Consider the following 19,625-nt stretch of genomic DNA (forward strand, 5'->3'; position numbering starts at 1 on the left):
GCGTTAGTCCTCCAAACTCATAAATAAATTATTGAGCGATTCGGAATAGGTAGGGTGCGCGAAAACACAATACCTTATCCTATCATAGGTAATGCCACCCTCCATGGCCATTTGCAAAACGCTCATGATCTCGCCGCCCTCGGTACCAATAACGGTTGCGCCCAGTATCTTTTTAGATTCCGGGTCAACAACGGCTTTCATCATGCCACGCGTGTCTCCTGTTTCTATAGCGCGGGCAACGTGGGCCATGGGTAATGTTGCTACTTTATAATTGAGGCCTTGCTCCTTTGCCAGCGCTTCGGTAATGCCTACGCGGCCAAGTTCGGGGTCGGTAAACATGCAATATGGCACGGGCCTGTCGTTAACATTCAGGTTTTGCTTTTCTATAAGGTTACGGTAAACGATAGTGTAATCGTTGTAAGAAATATGCGTGAACGCAGGGCCGCCCTTAACATCACCAAGCGCGTAAATGCCTTTAACATTCGTTTCCAGCTTGTCATTAACTTTAATGTTACCCTTCTCATCCATTTTAACGCCGGTTTTGTCTAAGCCAAGCGTATCCGTTTGCGGCGTACGGCCAATAGCAATTAAAACATGGCTGCATTTAATTTTTTGAGCTTTGCCCCCTACATCAACGGTAGCCACTATTTTGCCTTTGCCCTTTGTTTTAAATTTAGTGGCTTTGGCATTGGTATGAATGGCAATATCTTCCTCTTGTAGTATCCTTGTCATCTCGGCAGATACGTCTTCGTCTTCGCGTGTTAATAACCTGCCCGACCTTTCTAATATGGTAACTTTGCTGCCAAACCTCCGGAACATCTGCCCAAACTCCAGCCCAATATAGTTACCGCCAATTACAAGCAAATGCTCGGGAACTTTTTCCAGGTCGAGGATAGAGGTTGAGGTTAAGTAATCTATCTCGTTTAATCCATCAATGCCATCGGGTATAATAGTTTTAGCGCCGGTATTAATAAATATCAACGGCGCCTTAAACTCCAACACCTGGCCTTTTTTATTGGGCGTTACACTTATGGTTTTTTTATTGATGAATGTAGCATCGCCAAAAACCAGATCGAGGTTTGGCGTTTTCTCTACCGCCGCCTGCCCGCCGTTGCGTGATTTAAGAACAATATCATCCTTATGCTTTTTCACCTGGCGCATATCTACCTTGTAACCCTTTATCGTTACGCCCATTTCGTTGCATTTGCCCGCCAGGTAAGCCACGCGCGCGCTGGCCACCATAGTTTTGGTAGGCGTACAACCATCGTTAACACAGGTGCCGCCAATAAAGCGCTTTTCTACCAACAAGGTTTTTTTACCTGCCATTGCCAGCTTTTTGGCAAGAGGTGTACCTGCCTGGCCCGATCCTATAACAATACAATCATACTCCTTCATTATTCGGTTATTTTAACACCTTTCCAAAAGGCTATGTAATTAGTAATATTTGTTGCCGCAGGCTTGGGGTCGGGGTAATACCAGGCGGCATCAATATTTTTTTGCCCGTCTATCTCAACGGTGTAATATGATGCAACGCCCTTCCATGGGCAAATGGTATGGGTAGCGCTTTCCGTTAAAAATTCGGACTTTACGCTATCCTTCGGAAAATAATGATTGTTTTCAATTACAATGGTGTCATTACTTTCCGCAATGACCTCGTTATTCCAAACGGCTTTCATAAGGCTAAGTGTTTGTATAAAGGTGTTTATAAGTATTGGAATTATAAATAGCCAATAACATTTTTTGTTTGATGTATTCTGAAATGATGTGCGATTATCTGCAGCAGAAACACGGCTAAAAAATCTTTGTGAAATTTTTTACAAAAATATTTTTAATTACTCCAGAAACGTATATCTTTGCATTCCCAAAATAAGGGGAAATAAATCTGAAACATCGGTTTATTACTCTGAAATGGCCCGTTCGTCTAGGGGTTAGGACAGGAGATTTTCATTCTTCAAACAGGGGTTCGATTCCCCTACGGGCTACGGTAAACGTCGATTTCTTACAAGAAGTCGGCGTTTTCTCGTTTATGGGGCGCGTAATAGGTAAAATTTATTTGGAGTTGAATGGCGCGCAATGAAGCTGAAATCTGTTTTATCGTTTTACAAAACTTCATCATCAAAATCCCTCTTTTTATATAGCCTGATAACCTAAACCGCATCTTTAAACCGGGGGTTAATGCCAGGTTTACCTGTCATCTAAAAGGGTAAAATATCATCACCAAAATCACCTGATCGAACATCTGAACAATTAAAAAGGATTTTGAGATAAGCAATTGTTTGAGCGTACCTTCTTCAAAAATGCCAGCCTCAAAAATCTTCATCAAAGAATTTCATCAAACCCATTTGAAGATGGAGATAGCCCTTGATCTTTGAGCTTTGAAGACAAATTTACTTATTTACCATTAGTACCTACTGTAATTCAGGTGGCGTTGTATTATCCACAAGTACTGTAAATAGCATCTACGATAAAACAATTCATGCCTTTCAACCTTTTAACAGGACTCAAACGAAAATGACATATGTCCCATGCCGCTACGGCAACTTAATGGATTTGCTTAAAATGTCAACAGATTGGGTACGTGTCAGTCCAAGCTTTCCATCTAAAAGAGCGGCTTGAAAATCAATTGTAGTTAAAAACAAACTCGGATGGATATACGTGAAATTATTACCATTACTATCGTTTTAGCAGCAGTCTTCGCTTACATCAATCACAGATTTATTCAGTGGCCGCCTACCATTGGCATCATGGCCCTTTCGCTTATCAGTTCGGTAGGATTAGTATTTTTCGGTAACTCCCGTTGGTTACTGTCTGAAAAAGCAGTTCAATTGGCTAATTCAGTCGATTTTCAGGATGTGTTGATGAACTTTATGCTTAGTTTCTTACTATTTGCCGGAGCCATTCATATCGATGCTGATAAATTGAAGAAAGAGCGCTGGCCGGTTTTACTTTTAGCGACCATTGGCATTCTCATATCTACTTTTGTTGTTGGCAGTATTACATGGGTGCTGTTTAACTTGTTCAATATACTTGTACCATTTATCTATTGCCTTCTCTTTGGATCACTTATTTCGCCAACCGACCCCATCGCCGTAATGGGAATTTTGAAACGAGCCAAAATACCGTCATCGCTTGAAGTGAAAATTGCAGGCGAATCTCTTTTTAATGATGGTGTAGCTGTTGTTATCTTTATCAGCATTGCGCAGATTGCACGTTCAGCAGGTGGAAACTTCAGCGCATTAGATGTTGGGCAATTATTTTTGCAGGAAGCAGTAGGCGGTTTGATTTTTGGTGCCTTACTTGGCTATATAGGTTTTTTATCGCTACGCTCCATTGACGATTATAAGGTAGAAGTTCTGATTACTCTTGCTATTGTAATGGGAGGGTACACCTTAGCATCACATCTACACATCTCCGGGCCGCTGGCTATGGTAGTAGCAGGAATCATTACCGGGAACAAGTCTAAAGAATTGGGTATGTCTGCGCAAACGAGGGATTATTTAGGTAAGTTCTGGCATTTGGTGGATGAAATATTAAACGCTGTTCTATTTCTCTTTATTGGACTGGAGATGCTTGTCATCAAGATCAATCCAACGGTCATGCTTATTGGTGCAGTTAGTATTATAATCGTGCTTTTAGCACGTTGGATCTCTGTTATCATACCAGTAAGTCTGTTAAAGTTTAAAATTAAGTTTGAGCGTAATGCGGTTGCCATTCTCACCTGGGGTGGTTTACGAGGCGGAATATCCGTTGCGCTCGCCCTTTCTCTCAGCAGTAATATGTACCGTGATCAATTCGTGCTCATCACCTATATCATTGTGGTGTTTTCCATTTTGGTGCAGGGTTTGACTATCGGTAAACTGGCAAAAAAACTTCAACCTCAGAAATGATGCTTATGAACGAACTTGTAAGAAAACTGCAATACTTTTTTACACACCGTTTTAATCTACAAGAAGATAAGGCCGACGAAGCGGAGATTATAATAAGCATACGGAAGAATATTGATTTTCAGGGAGCCAACCTATGGGCGCTCATTTTCGCCATTTTCATTGCTTCTATCGGGCTCAATGTAAATTCTACCGCAGTAATTATAGGTGCCATGTTAATATCACCCATTATGGGGCCAGTAATGGGTATTGGTTTGGGTATTGGCGTTAATGACCTTTCAATGGTGAAGAAAGGTGGCAAAAATCTGTTGGTTGCAACTCTTGTCAGCATCATAACCTCAAGTATTTATTTTTCCATCACACCGCTTCACGAAGCACAGTCTGAATTGCTTGCCCGTACGTCGCCGTCTATTTGGGATGTATTTATTGCTTTCTTTGGTGGGTTAGCTGGTATGGTTGCAGCATCCCGCAAAGAAAAGAACAATGTGGTGCCGGGTGTAGCGATCGCAACAGCATTGATGCCGCCGCTTTGTACGGCAGGGTTTGGTATATCTACCGGAAATTGGCTATATTTTTTAGGTGCTATCTATCTTTATTTCATCAATAGCGTGTTCATTGCTATTGCCACCTACTTGATGTCGCGGTACTTAAACTTGCAGCGTACGCATTTTGATGATCCTGCCGTTCAAAAAAAGGTAAGCAGGTATCTCATCATTATCGTAGTTGTTACAATTCTTCCAAGCATTTATATGGCTTACCGCATTGTCAATAAAAGTATTTTTGAGAATAATGCCCGCAAGTTTGTTGAAGAGGAATTTCACTTTCATAACACACAGGTAGTTTCTAAAACGTTCAAATACACCGACGCTCAAAAGACTATCGACATTCTGTTGATTGGTTCCGTGTTAGATAGACCGGTCTTAGATTCTCTAAAGCATAGAATGAACACTTACCGTTTGCGTAACGTCAAACTAAACATACGGCAAGGACTTAATGCTAAACAGGAAATCGATTTCTCACAGATCAAAGCAAGTATCCTTGAGGATGTATTTAATAAGCAAACTAAGCCCGACACGATCAGATTAAAGCCAAAAGCAATAAATCAAGATAGCTCGATATTAACAGAATTGAAAATATTATATCCGGCTGTAACCAACTTTGGAGTGAGCAATATCGCGGTTCAACGCCCGGATACTAATTTGGTAGATACCCAGCGCATAGCACTTATTAAGTTCAGCAAGTCACAACCAAAGGCTGATATTCAGAAAATACAGCTTTGGTTGCAAAAGCGCTATCAGTCGCCAAAATTGAGATTGATTACGCAATGATGATTACTTTGTTTTCTAAGGATAATTAGGGTAAAGTATTAAAGAAGCCAAATACCACTCAAATCAGTAGTCTTGACCCTGAATGAAGCCCGAATGTCACAAATCACTATCAATCTTATTCCCCTACGGGCTACAAAGCCGCTTTACTACTAAAGTAGAGCGGCTTTTTTATTTGTGTAAATTACAGTTGCTTGTTTAGTGTAGCGAGGATTACTTCATAAGATGTTTTTTTCTCCCAGCGTGCTATAAGCCAGGCAATAAAGCCCAATGTAAAAATATCATCATTCTCTCCTTCATCTAACAAGTTTAAAACCGCCTTCTTATAAGCTACTTCTAAGATCACATCGGGTTTTAATAAATATTTTTCAACGAGTTTTAAAAACGAGAGAACGCGTTCTTCTGATGTTTTCAGTAAATACTTCTTATAGCGCCGCCTAAAACTTGTTACACGGGACATGGCCAGCTCAATGTTTGAAAACTGGGCATGGATCAATATCTCCATCAAATTTTTGCGGATGGTCCAAAGCATACCCATTCTTTTTTCATACCAGGAATTGGTGCGGTTAAGATAAGTTAACTGTTTCAAGCTTGCCGGTTTGTCACAAAGCGCTAAAAACATAGCGAGGCATATTCTTACATCTTCAACATCTTCTGGTTTATGTTTATACTTTTTATTAAGCAACAATTCTTTCAATAGGATAATTGCGTCTTCAGAAGAACCTGTAAAGAACAGATTAAGCGCCGTGAGTAAAGATTGGCTCAAATAAAACGATGCATAGTAAGTACTATCCGTTTGCATTAAATCCATCATTTGCTTCAGATATGAAGCGCTTTCGTTAAATTTCTTAATACGGAAATGAAAGTTCGCTAAAAAATACAAAATGGATATATGGTAATATAAATATGCCCCTGTCTTATTTTCCTGGCTTTGTATAAAAGCATCCGTTCGTTTAATATAACGCTCTACCAAACCATAGTTTCGCTGTATGGCTGCATATTCATTTGCAATGAAAAGGATTTGGTAAATTGACTTATAAGTCATGAGGTCTTGTACCGAGATCTTGTATTTTCTAAGGGTCTCAATGATCAGCGCTGTCAAATTAACGATATGCCCTTTTAAATGTATATTTTGCAGTTGCTGCCTTAAAAAAGCGTAAGCAATTTGTAGTTTGGCCTCGCGTTGCATATTTAACTGGTTTTCCTGGAATCGTATGGTCAGTTCTTCGAGCAGCTCAGCTCCGGCAAGGTGTGCATATTGAAGCTTCAAGAGTAAAATTTCGTTCAGTAAATTAAATTGCTCTAAATTTCCGGCCACCCGTTCGGCTCTGTTTAAACATTTTAGCCCTATTTTAACCACGTCATTTTCTAACAAAAAACGCCCTACTACAACCATGCGTAATGCATCGTAAGTATCAGAATGATTATTCTCGAAGGCTTTTTGTGATAAAAACAGCAATAAATTATCCTGAAGCCTTTTACGCAGCGCATGATATGCATCATCGTTTTTTTGCGACTTGTAAAGATTATTTAGGCCATTTATATCATCGGTTTCTATTAGTTTAAGTAACTGTAGATTTTTAACGTCGGCCCTTTTATTTTTTTGCCGCAAAAACTGCCTGAATAGCTTATTATCGTTATTACTAAGCAACTTTACAAGTTCACGTATCGAATCCATATCAGTCAATTATTACATTTAAAAATATAAATAAATTAAATTTATATCGTCAGTAATTTTAGAAGATTAGTTTTATTATCGCCGTTTCACACCTGACATTTGTTTCACACAAATAAATAAAACAACATGGAACCGCTACAAAACAGAACAGAAGAAAATTTAACCACTTTAAAATTTGGTAATAAAGTTAGAGAACCTTTTAAACCCACCGGTGCATTTATAGGAGCCTCGTGGTTCGCCTTGTTGTCCGGAGTAACCGGATACTGCATTGGACTATGGAATGCAACTATGCAATTGAATGAAAAGGGGTATTATTTCACCATATTGTTATTTGGCCTATTCGCAGTAATCTCTGTACAAAAGAGCGTAAGGGACAGAGCCGAAGGGCATGCGGTGACAGACCTTTATTATGGCATAAGCTGGTTTGCAACTATTGCCGCAATGGTACTGCTTACAATAGGCCTTTGGAATGCCGACATTACCAGAAGTGAAAAAGGCTTTTATGCCATGGCTTTTTGCCTAAGTATGTTTTCGGCCATCGCCGTACAAAAAAACACCCGCGACTCAAAGATGTTTGAGGATAAAGACTTGTAACTTAGCGGTTGCCCCCGCAGTGTCTTGCCAGGCAGGCCTGCGGGTATTTTTATAGTGATATAAGTATCCTACTAAGACAATTGGGAGAAAAACTTTAATATAAACCGGGCCGGTATGTTTCCATACCGGCCCGGTTGTATCGTTAGTTAGCAATTAATCACCTGCGCAATTATTCTTAGTAGCTATTTTGCCAAATCAGGGTTGTAGAGCTTAATATGCTCCTGATGTAATTTTTCTACCGGCATTTTTATGAATTTTCTATCATAGGTTATAAAACCATTTACCTCGCCTTCCACATCAGTAGTTTGTGTGTAAACAGCAGCCGATAATCCAAGCTTTATCAGTTCCTGCAACCTATTGGTGAAGGTTATATACTTTTTAAGTACATCATCACCGTTTTTGAAATTCTGATAGCCCCAGTTTTTATTAGCCTGCCAGTTATGGCCTTCAACCGGCCAGCCAAGGCCGCCAAACTCACCTAATACCACAGCTCTGGTCTTGCCAAAAATATCCGGACTTGGCATAGCCGGAGCGGGGTAATTATGCAGGTCAACAATATGGCCGGTGGAGTAAAAATTACCGCCGCTGGCGCTGTTAATTAATCGCGAAGGGTCATTTCCCATCGTCCACTCGGTTATTTCAACCGTTTTAAACTGGCCCCATGCCTCATTAAACGGCGTCCAAACTACAATGCATGGGTAATTATGCAGGGCTTTCATAATAGCAGCCCACTCTTTGCGGTAATAACCTTCAGATTCGGGCGTGCGGGCCTTATCTGTAGCACGGTCTAAAACACCGGGGCGGTTTTCCCATCCGTTGCCAAGGTCGCCGCTTGGCATATCCTGCCAAAGCAACATACCCATTTTATCGCAGTAGGCGTAATAACGGGCGGGCTCAACCTTTATGTGTTTACGTATCATGTTAAAACCCATCGCCTTTAGCTGATCAATATCGTACACCATAGCCTCTTCAGTAGGTGCGGTATATAAACCATCTGGCCACCAGCCCTGATCAAGCGGGCCGTACTGAAACACAAATTCGTTATTCAGCAGCATTCGCTGGATGCCGTGCGAATCAGGCCCCAATGATATTTTACGCATTGCAAAGTAGCTTTTTACTTCATCTACAGCTTTTCCATTGCGTATAACAGATACTTTAAGATCATACAGGAACGGACTGGTAGTTGACCATAGCTTCTGATCTTTAATATTCAATACTGCTGTAGCATTCGCATCAACAATTTTCTCATCAACAACGGTCTTACCATCCAGGGCAGTTACTTTTAGCTTATCGCCCGGTTGGCTGTTAGCTACATCGGCAGATATGGTTAGCGTCTTATCGTCAATATTGGGGGTTTGTTTGGTAGCCTCAATATGCGTTTTGGCCACGCCTTCTAACCAAACCGTTTGCCATATGCCTGTAACCGGTGTATACCAAATACCTTCGGGGGTTTTAACCTGCTTGCCGCGTGGCTGCGGGCCATCATCGGTAGGGTCCCAAACGGTTACCTTAATTTCTTGCTTGCCGCTTTTTAGGTACGGAGTGATGTTGAACGAGAACGGATCAAACCCGCCCTCATGCACACCAGCACTTTTACCGTTCACAAAAACCTCGGCACGCCAGTCTACCGCGCCAAAGTGCAATAGCACATCTTTACCCTTAAGCCCCTTATTAATGGTTACAGTGGTTTTATAATACAGCAGGCTATCTTTACCTACAGTTTTCCCTACGCCCGATACAGCCGACTCTACCGCAAACGGAACAAGTATCTTACCCGCATAGGCAGTAGGCTGTTTGTCTGTTTTGGGGCCGATGGCGTAATCCCATAACCCATTCAAATTTTGCCAGTTACCTCTCACCATTTGCGGGCGCGGATACTCAGGCAGCGGCGCTTTAGGGTTTACCTTTTCGGCCCATGGCGTGGTTATATGGGTTTTAATTAGGTGCCATTGGTTTTGCTGGGCATGTGCGGTTATGGCAAAAAATGCCAGGGAAAGGCTGATCGCAAGTCTTTTCATATAAAGCAGATATAAATAAAAAATGGGCCACATAAGTGGCCCAGAGAATTTAGTAAGAAACTTTTACCAACGGCGAGAAGACCAGATCTTCTACACCCGAAATTTTGATGCCTACACGTGCAAACACATAGTTTTGAGTAGGTGTAATGGTTGGGATATTTGCCGATAGCGTAATGTTGTTAAGGCTTGCGATATCAGCGCCGTTAATTTCAGCGGTGCCTATCTGATCGGCACCTGATACGAATTGAGTTTTATTGATAAATAACGTAACTTTCTCTATATCTCTTGCATTCGCGTCGGTTATAACTTTCTCGATGTTAAATGTGGCGTTTACTTTGCCGCCAGCGGCGGTTATAGCCGCGTTACGAACCATGTAATATGGCGTAACCTCTATATCAAGTGTTTGGTCGCCGCTTACTTTTATTGCTAATGTATCGCGTTTTCCCGCACTTAGTTCCTTCCAGCGGAACGGTCCTTGGTTGGCAGGAATAGTAAATTTATAATCTCCCGCGAAAAGCAGTGTTGAGTAAGAGCCATCCTGCCCAAACGCGCCGTTAATAGGACCTGTTTTACCATAGCCCGGTTGATAAAGCTCAAAGGGAACCCTGTTGTACTCTACATTAACCGGTTCGCCATTATATATCAACCTGCCTTTTAAGCTAACCGATGGCGCGTCATAATTATCCTTTTTACAGCCATAGGATGCAAAAAGTGTTAATATTAATATGATGTATTGAAATTTTATTTTCATGACGTGTATGTTTACTATTGATTAGGTTGCTTTACAATTAATGGGTTAGCAGATAAAATATCGTTACCTATTTGTGAGTAATAATTACCAAACTGGAAGCTATTTGCACCTGTTACCGGCCCCGGTAATACAATTTTAAATAACCATTTGTTATTATTAGCATTCCCCGGGTTATAATATTTGTACGGCCATAATCCGTAAGGTTGGGTGTTGCGCTTGGTTGCTTTCCCAATATTGCTTAATAAGTCGGCTACGGTCATCTTATTACCATCCCAAACAATGTGCGCCAGTCTCCAGCGTTTCATATCAAACAGGGTATGGCCCTCAAACACCAGTTCTACCCGGCGCTCGTGCACAATACGGTCAAAGTTCAGGTCGGCTGTAGTTAAGGGCGTAGTTAAACCCGCGCGTGAACGCACTTGATTAATGTATCCTACTGCAACACCGGTTTGGCCAAGTTCAAATGCAGCTTCGGCAGCGTTAAGCAATACCTCGGCATACCTGTAACGAATAAATGCTACATCGCTACCCCTGCCCCTGCGTCCCGAACCCACTGTTGGGTCAAGATATTTGCGAATATAAAAGCCTGTTTGTGTTCTGAACTCCTGTCCGCTTATAACACCGTCTTTACCTGTAACCTGTACCGGTGTGGTTGTGCCGGGCAGCGGTTTTAAACTACCGGCGTCGTTACTGGTTAAAATGCTTCCGTCGGCCAGTTGATAACCGGCCCAAACGTCGGTACGCTTACCTTTAAATAAGCCATTAGGCAATAAAACAGTACCTGCAAGCCTTGCATCACGGCCGGCAAACAGATCAAGCTGATCATCATAATAGATCGGGTCGCCTGAGCCGTTGGTAATAGGCAATGGCGCGTAAGTGTTATCCAATTTTTCAAATGATTCGACCAGGTTTAATGATGGATTTAAACGGCCAGCATCCAACCCCTCGTCAGATATAGAAAAGGGCTGATTGTTGGTTGTAAAACCATGTGTTTTGCCACCATTTACCTTAAAATCCTCAATAAATATAGCCTCCTGGTTTACAGAGCTCTTATCAAGAAATATTGCGGCAAAGTTATCGCTCAGATCAGGCAGTACCTTGTAAAGCTGGTAATTGCCTGCTGTTTGTGTTATAATGGCTTGCGCTGCTGTAAGCGCTTTAGTGTAATAATCATTGGCCATGCTTGCCGGGATACCCACCTCGTTGCCAGGCAATGAAACCTGAGGGGTAGTAGCGCCATATTTAGCTATTGAACCTGCATATAATGCGGCTCTTGCTTCCATAGCCAATGCCGCAGCTTTAGATGCTCTCGACTTTGTATTTACATCTGCCGGAAGATCATTTTTTACAGCCTCGGCTTCGCTTATTACAAAATCGTATATATCCGACTCTTTAGAACGCGGCTTTTGCAATGGCGTTACATTGCCGGTATAATCATACTCTAACGGCTCGGTTATTAATGGTACGCCGCCCATCCTCTTTACAATTTCGAAGTAATATTGGGCCCTTAAAAACCTTGCCTCGGCAATAAAGCGTTTTTTATCGCCATCGGTAAGTTTGGTAGCAGCAGTTGCACGCTGAATAAACAGGTTTAAATCGCGCACGTAGCCGTAATCCCAGGTACTCCATTCTCCAAAACCCCAGCCTGTTCTTTGTACAAAGAAATTGCTGCCATTCTCTGACGGGAAGGCTTCACTAAAATCTACAAAGGACGCCCAGCCATTATCGAGGCCCGAAAAATCAAGCACCCTGTTGTATAGGTCTCCTAAAACTGAAAGTACCAGCGCGGGGTCAGAAAATACCAGTTCGGTAGGCAAAACCTGCTTGGGTGGTATATCTAAAAACTCGCTGTCTTTTTTGCACGACTCGCCAATAAGCAAGCCGGCAACTATCATTAATAAAAATTTCTTTTTCATAGAATTTAAACTTAAGGGTCAATTAAAAGGATAAATTAACGCCTATGTTAACAACTTTACTTTGTGGTATCTGCAACCCGTTATCATCGGTTGTCTCCGGATCCACAGCGTATTGTTTAAGGTTATCGAACGAGAACAGGTTATACCCGTTTACGTAGAACCTTGCCTTCTTGATCTTGGCTTTAGCCAGAATACCTGCCGGCAGGGTGTACCCAAGTTCTATAGTACGTGCACGAAGGTATTTAACGCTGTGTAACCAAAAGGTTGAGTTGCGCTGCCCATCGCCGTTATACCCATCGTTGTTCCTGTCTGCCGCGTAGCTTGCCCCGCCAAAGCCCGGGTTAACCCTGTTTGCGGGATATTTGCCCGGTATCCATTGGCTGTTAACATCGTATGGATCTGCACGGTGCCACCTGTCTTCAAATATTGTATTAAAGTTACCGTTGTTTTGAAAGGCCCACCGGGTCTCGTAATTCTGGAACCAGGTATATCCTGCACCACCCGAGAAATCGGCATGGAAGTCGAACCCTTTGTAAGCCAGCCCTAACGAGAAACCAAAGTTGATGTTGGGCTGTGTACCATAGCCAAAACCTATCGGTCGTTCATCATAAATATCGATCTTACCGTCGCCATTCTGATCTTTGTAGATCAAATCGCCGGGAAGCAGCGTACGGTTACCCTGCTGATCTATATTGACCGGATAGTTGTTGATCTGCTCGGCAGAAGTGAACTGTCCCGTAACTTCATACCCCCAGTCGATATGTGAGTACCTGTTTTCGGTAGAGTTACGGTACTGATCCCAGGAGTTGAAGAACAGCGGGTTATAACTTTGCAGATTTTTTTGCCTGCTATAGGAGAAATTACCGGCAATGTTATACCGCACATCCCCTATGTTGGAGTTGTATGACAGGGCAATATCCACGCCAGATTGTGCATCGCTGCTGGCATTCTCCTGCGGTAACGAGTAACCAACCTCGGTAGGAATAATTACATCGTTACGGTTACCCAGTAAACCGGTTCGTTTACGGTAGAAGTACTCAACCGAGCCCGATAATTTGCTTTTTAACAAAGTGAAGTCTAAACCTACGTTTGTTATACGGCTTTTTAACCAGGATACACGGGTGACCGGAATACCCTTATCCCGCGATACAATTATGGAGTTACCGTCTAAAATAGCTGTACCGTTCTGGTTATAGTTATAACCGGTTAAGTAGGCATAAGGTGCAACAATTGAAGCGTTAGGATCGTTCGGGTTCCTGGCATCCCCGAGTATACCGTATGATCCCCTGATCTTTAAATCGTTGATGAAGCTGTTGTCGCCAAGTAGCTTTTTCATGAAGCCCTCTTCGGTAATTCTCCAACCGGCAGATACACCGGGGAAATAACCTACACGTTTATCGGGCGCAAACAGGTACGATGCATCGCGCCTGCCCGATAATTGCAGGTAATATTTATTGTTATAGTTGTAATCGATCTGCGCAATATAACCCAATCTCGATTCTTTGTCATCCCTGTCCTGGTATTGGTCTGCAGTTGGAAAATAGATCAAAGGCAGGTTATTTGATATTGGCGAAGCATGTATCCAGTTACGAAGGTGCTGCAATTCTATACGCTCGGCCACTAATGTACCGGCTATAGTATGCTTACCAAAAGTGTTGTTGTAGTTTAACTGTAACTGGGTAGTTTTGTTAAACTCTTTTATTTGCTCGCGCTCGCGCCATGGGTTGGTACTACCACCTGTTACATCATAAGTATTGGTGGCCGGGCGATAAGTATACGCGTTGTAGGTGTACTCCTGGTTGTTAAGCAAAAAGTCCTCAACGTAATAAGAATACAAGCCTTTTAAAGTTAATCCCTTAACACCGGGGATGTCATATTCGGCACCAAAGTTAGCCTGTAACACGCGCCTGTCGCTATGGAAAACGCCCGATAGTTTTTTGTTCAGGAACGCGTAGTTGGTTTCAGTGTGCCCAATATCGTTCAGGTAATCCGGGTTATCGTTCGCGTAAGGACGCTCTAAAGGTGTGTTTCTTAATACGGCAAATTTAGCCAGCCCGTAGTCATCAAGTCCAGGTACCCCGGGGTTTTCAATGGTTTCCACACGGCCGTTTATGTTAACGTTGGCCCTTAAACCATTTGCCAGTTTTACAGCAATATTTGATTGTATGTTTGACCGTCTGAATTCATACTCTTTACCCAACTGAGAGTTTTGATATAAGTTGGTTGCCGATACATAATAGTTTACCCTGTCGCTGGCGCCCGAGAAATTAGCGTTTACCGAATTTAACGGTGCGTTATTGTTTGCCTTTAGGATGTAATCCCTCCAGTTAAAGCTTTTATAACCGGGCTCGGTGCCTGCTTTATATTTTTCAAGTTCGGCCGGTGTGATAGTTGTAGAGCCGTTGCTGTTCACCTGCGCTTCGGCCAGGTAACGCATATAGTCGTAAGCATTGGTAGCCACATTTGGGAAACGGTAAAAATTCTGGAAACCGGTGTAAGCATCCACATTAATGCGCGCCTCGCCCGATCCTTTTTTGGTTGTTACAACCACTACACCATTCGCCGCCTGCACACCATAAATAGCTGCCGACGCGTCCTTTAACACCGTTACGCTTGCAATATCATTTGTTGCCAGGTTGTTAAAAGCATTCACGTTTTGCTGCACACCATCAATTACATACAATGGGCTACCCATGTTACGTATTTGGATGTTAGCTGCTGCCCCCGGGCGGCCTTCAGACTGTCTGAAAGTTACACCTGCTATTTTACCGGCAAGGGCGGTACTAACGGTTGATCCCGCGTGTACCCTCTCAATATCCTTACTTGTTGTACTGGCGATAGAACCTGTAATAGATTCCCTGCGCTGCGAGGTGAAACCTGTTACCACCACCTCTTGTAATGACGAACGGTTACCCTTAAGCCTAATGGCTACATTGGTTTGACCGTTCAATGGAACTTCCTGGGTAGTAAAGCCTATGTAACTAAACACCAGTACAGCGTTTGCATCAGGCACAGTAAGCGAGAATTTTCCGTTAACATCGGTTGCTGCACCGGTTTGGGTTCCGCGTACTCTTACGGCTACGCCAATAAGCGCTGTGTTTGTAGTGTCTGATACGGTACCCGTCACTTTTACCCCCTGGGCAATTGCCGTGTCCGTAAAAAACATGCAAATTAATACAGTGCTAATAATAAATAATGTTTTAGGATAGCGCAGGCCGTACAACCAGTGTTTACGGACATACCCCTCCTGTCTGAGCGGTAGAGATTTTCTCATAAGGTTAATTTATTATTGGTTTATTTGGTCATTTGAAGGCACGGAGATGTGACTATCAAATTTAAATGTAAAGTAAACAGTTTTAAATTCCGGCGATTAACCAAATCATATCAAAAATTAGTCGAAAAGTATCATTGTTAATTTTAGAGCAAACACGTAAGCTTAATTTTTATATTTGTTTAAGGCTTAGTTATATTGAAACCTATCTATTCTGTTATAATATTATTGTTGCTTCCTGCGTTGTGCGGTGCCCAAACTTATTATTTTAAGCACTACCAGGTAGAACAGGGCTTGTCTAATAACACCGTTTACGCCTGTTTACAAGATAAAAAAGGCTTTTTGTGGCTGGGCACTAAAGATGGCCTAAACCGTTTTGATGGCTATACCTTTAAGGTTTTCAGGCATAACCCGCGCGATAAGCGCACCCTTTCAAACAACATGGTGCATGCGCTCAGCCTTGATAAGGATGGTACCATGTGGGTTGGCACAGATGAGGGCATTGAACATTACGACCCCGATACCGAAACCTTTACCCCATTAAACATTGCCGGACACGATGGGGTGAGATGTATATTACAGGATGATTATGATAATTGCTGGTTTATAGCGGGCCCCGCTATCATGAAATATGATAAAAAAAGCAAAAAGATCACTAACTATAACCCTTATCAGCACTTCGAAGCTACATCTTTGGCATTGGTAAATGGCGCGTTGTGGGTATCTACCACAAAGGGTACCATTGAAAGATTAAATCCCGCAAGCCGTACCTTCAGTAGCTACAATTTGTTTGACAGATCGCCCCGTGTGGCATCAAATTATATTCAAACCATTTTATACGCCGGTAACAACAAAATTTTTGTGGGCACTACCAACCAGGGCTTTAAAGAGTTTGACTGCCTTACTGGAACCTATGCCGACAGGCTTACCTACAACGCCGATAAAACCGAAATTTACGTACGCGATTTTGTTAAGTATAACGATAATGAGTTTTGGATAGCTACCGAATCGGGGCTGTTTATGTACAATATAAGTAAAGGCACATTTAACCATGTAAAGAAACGCTATAATGACCCGTACTCGCTATCAGACAACGCCATATATACCTTATATAAGGATATAGAAGGCGGGGTATGGGCAGGCACCTATTTTGGCGGCATCAATTATTATCCCAGCCAGCATTCGTTATTTAACAAATATTATCCGGCCGAAAAAAACACCCTGCAAGGCAATGTGGTTCGCGAAATATGTAAAGATAAGTTTGGCAACTTTTGGCTTGGCACCGAGGATAACGGATTGAACAAACTCTCTCCAGATAAAAGTACCTGGACACATTATTACCCTGGTGTATCAAACGGTATATCAAATTCCAATATACACGGGCTGTTAGCCGTCGGCAATTATTTATACATAGGCACATTTGAACGGGGCCTTAACATATTTAATATATTAACCGGTAAGGTTGAGCAGGTATTTATAGCCGGCGCCGCTAAAAATGCGCTAAAAAGTAACTTTATAGTAACATTTCTTAAAACCCGTGAAGGCGTTATACTGGTTGGTACCACACATGGCCTTTATCGTTACAACCCGGATAAAAAAGATTTTACATTAATAGATAACATCCCCGCCAAAGATTTTATTTATTCGATGATAGAGGACCATAACGGCAAGATATGGATAGGGACGGTTAGAGATGGCATTTACGTTTACGATATTAAAAACGAGAGGGGGGCTAAGCTCCCTTACAATTATCCTGTTAAAGATGCGCTGAATATATCCATAGTGAACGGGGTGTTTGAAGACAGTAATAACAATATTTGGTTTGCTACTGATGGTTTAGGCCTTTGGTTTTACGATACCGACCAGCATACCTTTAAATATTTTGATACCGAAAACGGCCTGCCAAGTAATTATATATTTAGGGTACTGGAAGATAATAACAAGCATATATGGGTGAGCACCTCACGCGGGCTTATATCATTGAGCCTCCGTGATAACGAGATCAATATCTTCACCAAAGCCAACGGCTTGTTAAGCGACCAATTTAATTATAATTCGGCTTATAAGGATACTGACGGCAGCTTGTATTTTGGCTGCGTTAAAGGGATGATCAGCTTTAATCCCGCCCTGTTTACCAAGAACCAGTTTGTAGCGCCTGTTTACATTACGGGTTTCCAGGTTCATAATAAGGAGATCTCGGTGAAGGAGAAAGACTCGTTACTTAAGCGATCTATCATCTGCACCAAAAAGATCAAACTAAATTACGACCAGTCCTCATTCAGTATCGATTTCGCTTCGTTAAGCTTCTCGGCGCCTGAGATGACGAAATATGAGTACATCATGAAGGGTTTAGACCGTGGGTGGACATCGCTAAAAACTAATCGTAAGGTTTACTTTACACAACTGCCGCCGGGTCACTATACCTTTACTGTTAAGGCTGCAAATAACAATGGCAACTGGACCAATAAGGAAACCGCTATTGAAATAGAGATCCGCCCTCCTTTTTGGAAAAGCAACTGGGCATACATTGTTTATGTATTGATATTTTTAATATCGGTTTATTACTTGTTGCGGCAGTATCATAAAAACATACGCCAAAATAATGAGCGCCTGATACAAAAGCTGGAAAATGCCCAGGAAAAAGAGTTGTACAATGCTAAAATAGAGTTCTTTACAAATGTTGCGCATGAGATAAGGACCCCCTTAACCCTCATAAAAGCGCCAATGGAAAAGGTAATGAAACGGGCGGCAGAGGTACCCGAAATACAGGGTAACCTGAAGATAATGGAACGCAATACAGACAGGCTGCTGGACCTTACCAACCAACTGCTTGATTTCAGGAAAACGGAGACCAGTGGTTTTAGCCTTAACTTTGTTAAAACCGACATTAACGCTTTAGTTACAGCCACCTTCCTGGAATTTAAAGCGATGGCTGAGCAAAAAAACCTAAGCTATGAGCTTACATGCACGGGCAATATAATTTACGCGTTCATAGATATCGACGCGTTTAAAAAGATCATCAGCAACCTAATTAATAACGCTGTAAAGTATGCTTCGGCTACAGTGCAAGTAATCGTTTTTGAGCCCGCATCTAACGACCCATCATTTACCATTGTGGTAAAAAATGATGGCTATCTTATCCCTTTTGAACTACGCGACAGGATATTTGAACCTTTCTTTAGAATGAAGGAATCTGAGAAACAAACAGGCACAGGCATAGGCCTGTCGTTATCCCGCTCGTTAAGCGAGCTACATAAAGGTTCACTTTTTTTAAGTAATTCGGTTGATAATTTTAATATCTTCACGCTGGTGTTACCAATTCACCAGGACAAAGAGTTCGATCTTCATAACACACCGGATGGTTATGAAAATACGGGCGTCATTAACCGAAAAGAAAAACTTGACCTTATGAAACCCCTGATACTTTTGGTCGACGATAATCCGGAGATACTGGATTTTCTTGAAAATGAACTTATAGAAAAATATGCCGTGATACGAGCTTTAAACGGCCGTGAAGCGCTTGATAAGATAGAGGCGGAGAACGTTCAGCTTGTAATTTGTGATGTGATGATGCCGGTTATAGATGGTTTTGAATTTTGCAAAAAAGTGAAAACTAATTTTGAGCATAGCCATATACCTATTATACTTTTAACCGCGCGCAATACCCTGCAAAGTAAGATAGAGGGTTTAGAGGTTGGTGCCGATGCGTATATCGAAAAACCATTTTCGCCCGAGCATTTGCAGGTGCAGATAGCCAACCTGCTCATTAACCGCAATAAGATAAAAGATTATTTTGCGAGCTCGCCATTGGCAAATATCAAAACCATGGCATACAGTAAGCCCGATGAAAGCTTCCTGGATAAACTAAATTCGGTGATCTACAGGAACATGCAAAATGCTGATTTAGATGTTGAACATATTGCCAACCTCATGAATATGAGTAAGCCTACCTTATACCGCAAGGTAAAGGCAATATCAAACCTTACCATAAACGAGTTAATAAACATTACCCGTTTAAAAGCTGCTGCAAAACTGCTGGAACAGGGCGACTATAAAATATATGAGGTAGCAAACCTGGTAGGTTATAGTTCGCAATCGCACCTGGGCCGCAATTTTTTAAAACAGTTTGGCACTACTCCCACCGAGTATCAGCACAGTAAAAGAGCAGATAAAATAAAAACGGAATAG

11 protein-coding genes and 1 tRNA gene are annotated in these 19,625 nt (G+C 42.0%); 5 read left to right on the top strand and 7 right to left on the bottom strand.

What is annotated here, in order from left to right:
- Positions 1-3: 3 nt before the first annotated feature.
- Positions 4-1,395 (bottom strand): mercuric reductase, encoded by a 1,392-nt coding sequence (locus tag ACFQZI_RS15625; protein ID WP_377144060.1) that lies wholly within the window; start codon positions 1,393-1,395, stop codon positions 4-6.
- Positions 1,395-1,676 (bottom strand): DUF427 domain-containing protein, encoded by a 282-nt coding sequence (locus tag ACFQZI_RS15630; protein ID WP_377144062.1) that lies wholly within the window; start codon positions 1,674-1,676, stop codon positions 1,395-1,397. The genes ACFQZI_RS15625 and ACFQZI_RS15630 overlap by 1 nt, the downstream gene beginning before the upstream one ends.
- Positions 1,677-1,910: 234 nt before the next feature.
- Here ACFQZI_RS15630 and ACFQZI_RS15635 point away from each other — a divergent pair.
- The 3 genes from ACFQZI_RS15635 (at position 1,911) to ACFQZI_RS15645 (ending at position 5,212) form a co-directional block, all read left to right on the top strand.
- A tRNA-Glu gene (locus ACFQZI_RS15635) sits at positions 1,911-1,982 on the top strand.
- Positions 1,983-2,645: 663 nt separating this feature from the next.
- Positions 2,646-3,887, top strand: coding sequence for a cation:proton antiporter (locus ACFQZI_RS15640; RefSeq protein WP_377144064.1), 1,242 nt, complete (start codon positions 2,646-2,648; stop codon positions 3,885-3,887).
- Between the two features lie 5 nt (positions 3,888-3,892).
- Positions 3,893-5,212 (top strand): DUF389 domain-containing protein, encoded by a 1,320-nt coding sequence (locus ACFQZI_RS15645; protein WP_377144066.1) that lies wholly within the window; start codon positions 3,893-3,895, stop codon positions 5,210-5,212.
- A 181-nt stretch (positions 5,213-5,393) separates the two neighbouring features.
- Here ACFQZI_RS15645 and ACFQZI_RS15650 read toward each other — a convergent pair whose 3' ends face one another.
- Positions 5,394-6,887, bottom strand: coding sequence for a hypothetical protein (locus tag ACFQZI_RS15650; RefSeq protein WP_377144068.1), 1,494 nt, complete (start codon positions 6,885-6,887; stop codon positions 5,394-5,396).
- 126 nt (positions 6,888-7,013) lie between these two features.
- On the opposite strand from ACFQZI_RS15650, the gene yiaA reads away from it, so the two are divergent.
- Positions 7,014-7,481: an inner membrane protein YiaA gene (yiaA, locus tag ACFQZI_RS15655; RefSeq protein ID WP_377144070.1), complete on the top strand. Its 468-nt coding sequence runs from the start codon at positions 7,014-7,016 to the stop codon at positions 7,479-7,481.
- Positions 7,482-7,663: 182 nt separating this feature from the next.
- Here the strand turns inward: yiaA and ACFQZI_RS15660 are convergent, their stop codons facing one another.
- From ACFQZI_RS15660 to ACFQZI_RS15675, 4 genes are read right to left on the bottom strand one after another with little or no spacing between them, the layout of a single operon-like run.
- Positions 7,664-9,499 (bottom strand): glycoside hydrolase family 2 protein, encoded by a 1,836-nt coding sequence (locus ACFQZI_RS15660; RefSeq protein WP_377144072.1) that lies wholly within the window; start codon positions 9,497-9,499, stop codon positions 7,664-7,666.
- 49 nt (positions 9,500-9,548) lie between these two features.
- Positions 9,549-10,250 (bottom strand): DUF3823 domain-containing protein, encoded by a 702-nt coding sequence (locus ACFQZI_RS15665; protein WP_377144074.1) that lies wholly within the window; start codon positions 10,248-10,250, stop codon positions 9,549-9,551.
- Between the two features lie 14 nt (positions 10,251-10,264).
- Complete coding sequence (locus tag ACFQZI_RS15670) at positions 10,265-12,166, bottom strand: RagB/SusD family nutrient uptake outer membrane protein (RefSeq protein WP_377144076.1); 1,902 nt, start codon at positions 12,164-12,166, stop codon at positions 10,265-10,267.
- A 22-nt stretch (positions 12,167-12,188) separates the two neighbouring features.
- Entirely contained in the window at positions 12,189-15,440 is a 3,252-nt protein-coding gene (locus ACFQZI_RS15675) for a SusC/RagA family TonB-linked outer membrane protein (RefSeq protein WP_377144078.1), read from the bottom strand.
- A gap of 195 nt (positions 15,441-15,635) precedes the next feature.
- On the opposite strand from ACFQZI_RS15675, the gene ACFQZI_RS15680 reads away from it, so the two are divergent.
- Positions 15,636-19,625 (top strand): hybrid sensor histidine kinase/response regulator transcription factor, encoded by a 3,990-nt coding sequence (locus ACFQZI_RS15680; protein WP_377144080.1) that lies wholly within the window; start codon positions 15,636-15,638, stop codon positions 19,623-19,625.

This window comes from Mucilaginibacter lutimaris (assembly GCF_042676625.1).
Taxonomy (GTDB): Bacteria; Bacteroidota; Bacteroidia; order Sphingobacteriales; family Sphingobacteriaceae; genus Mucilaginibacter; species Mucilaginibacter lutimaris.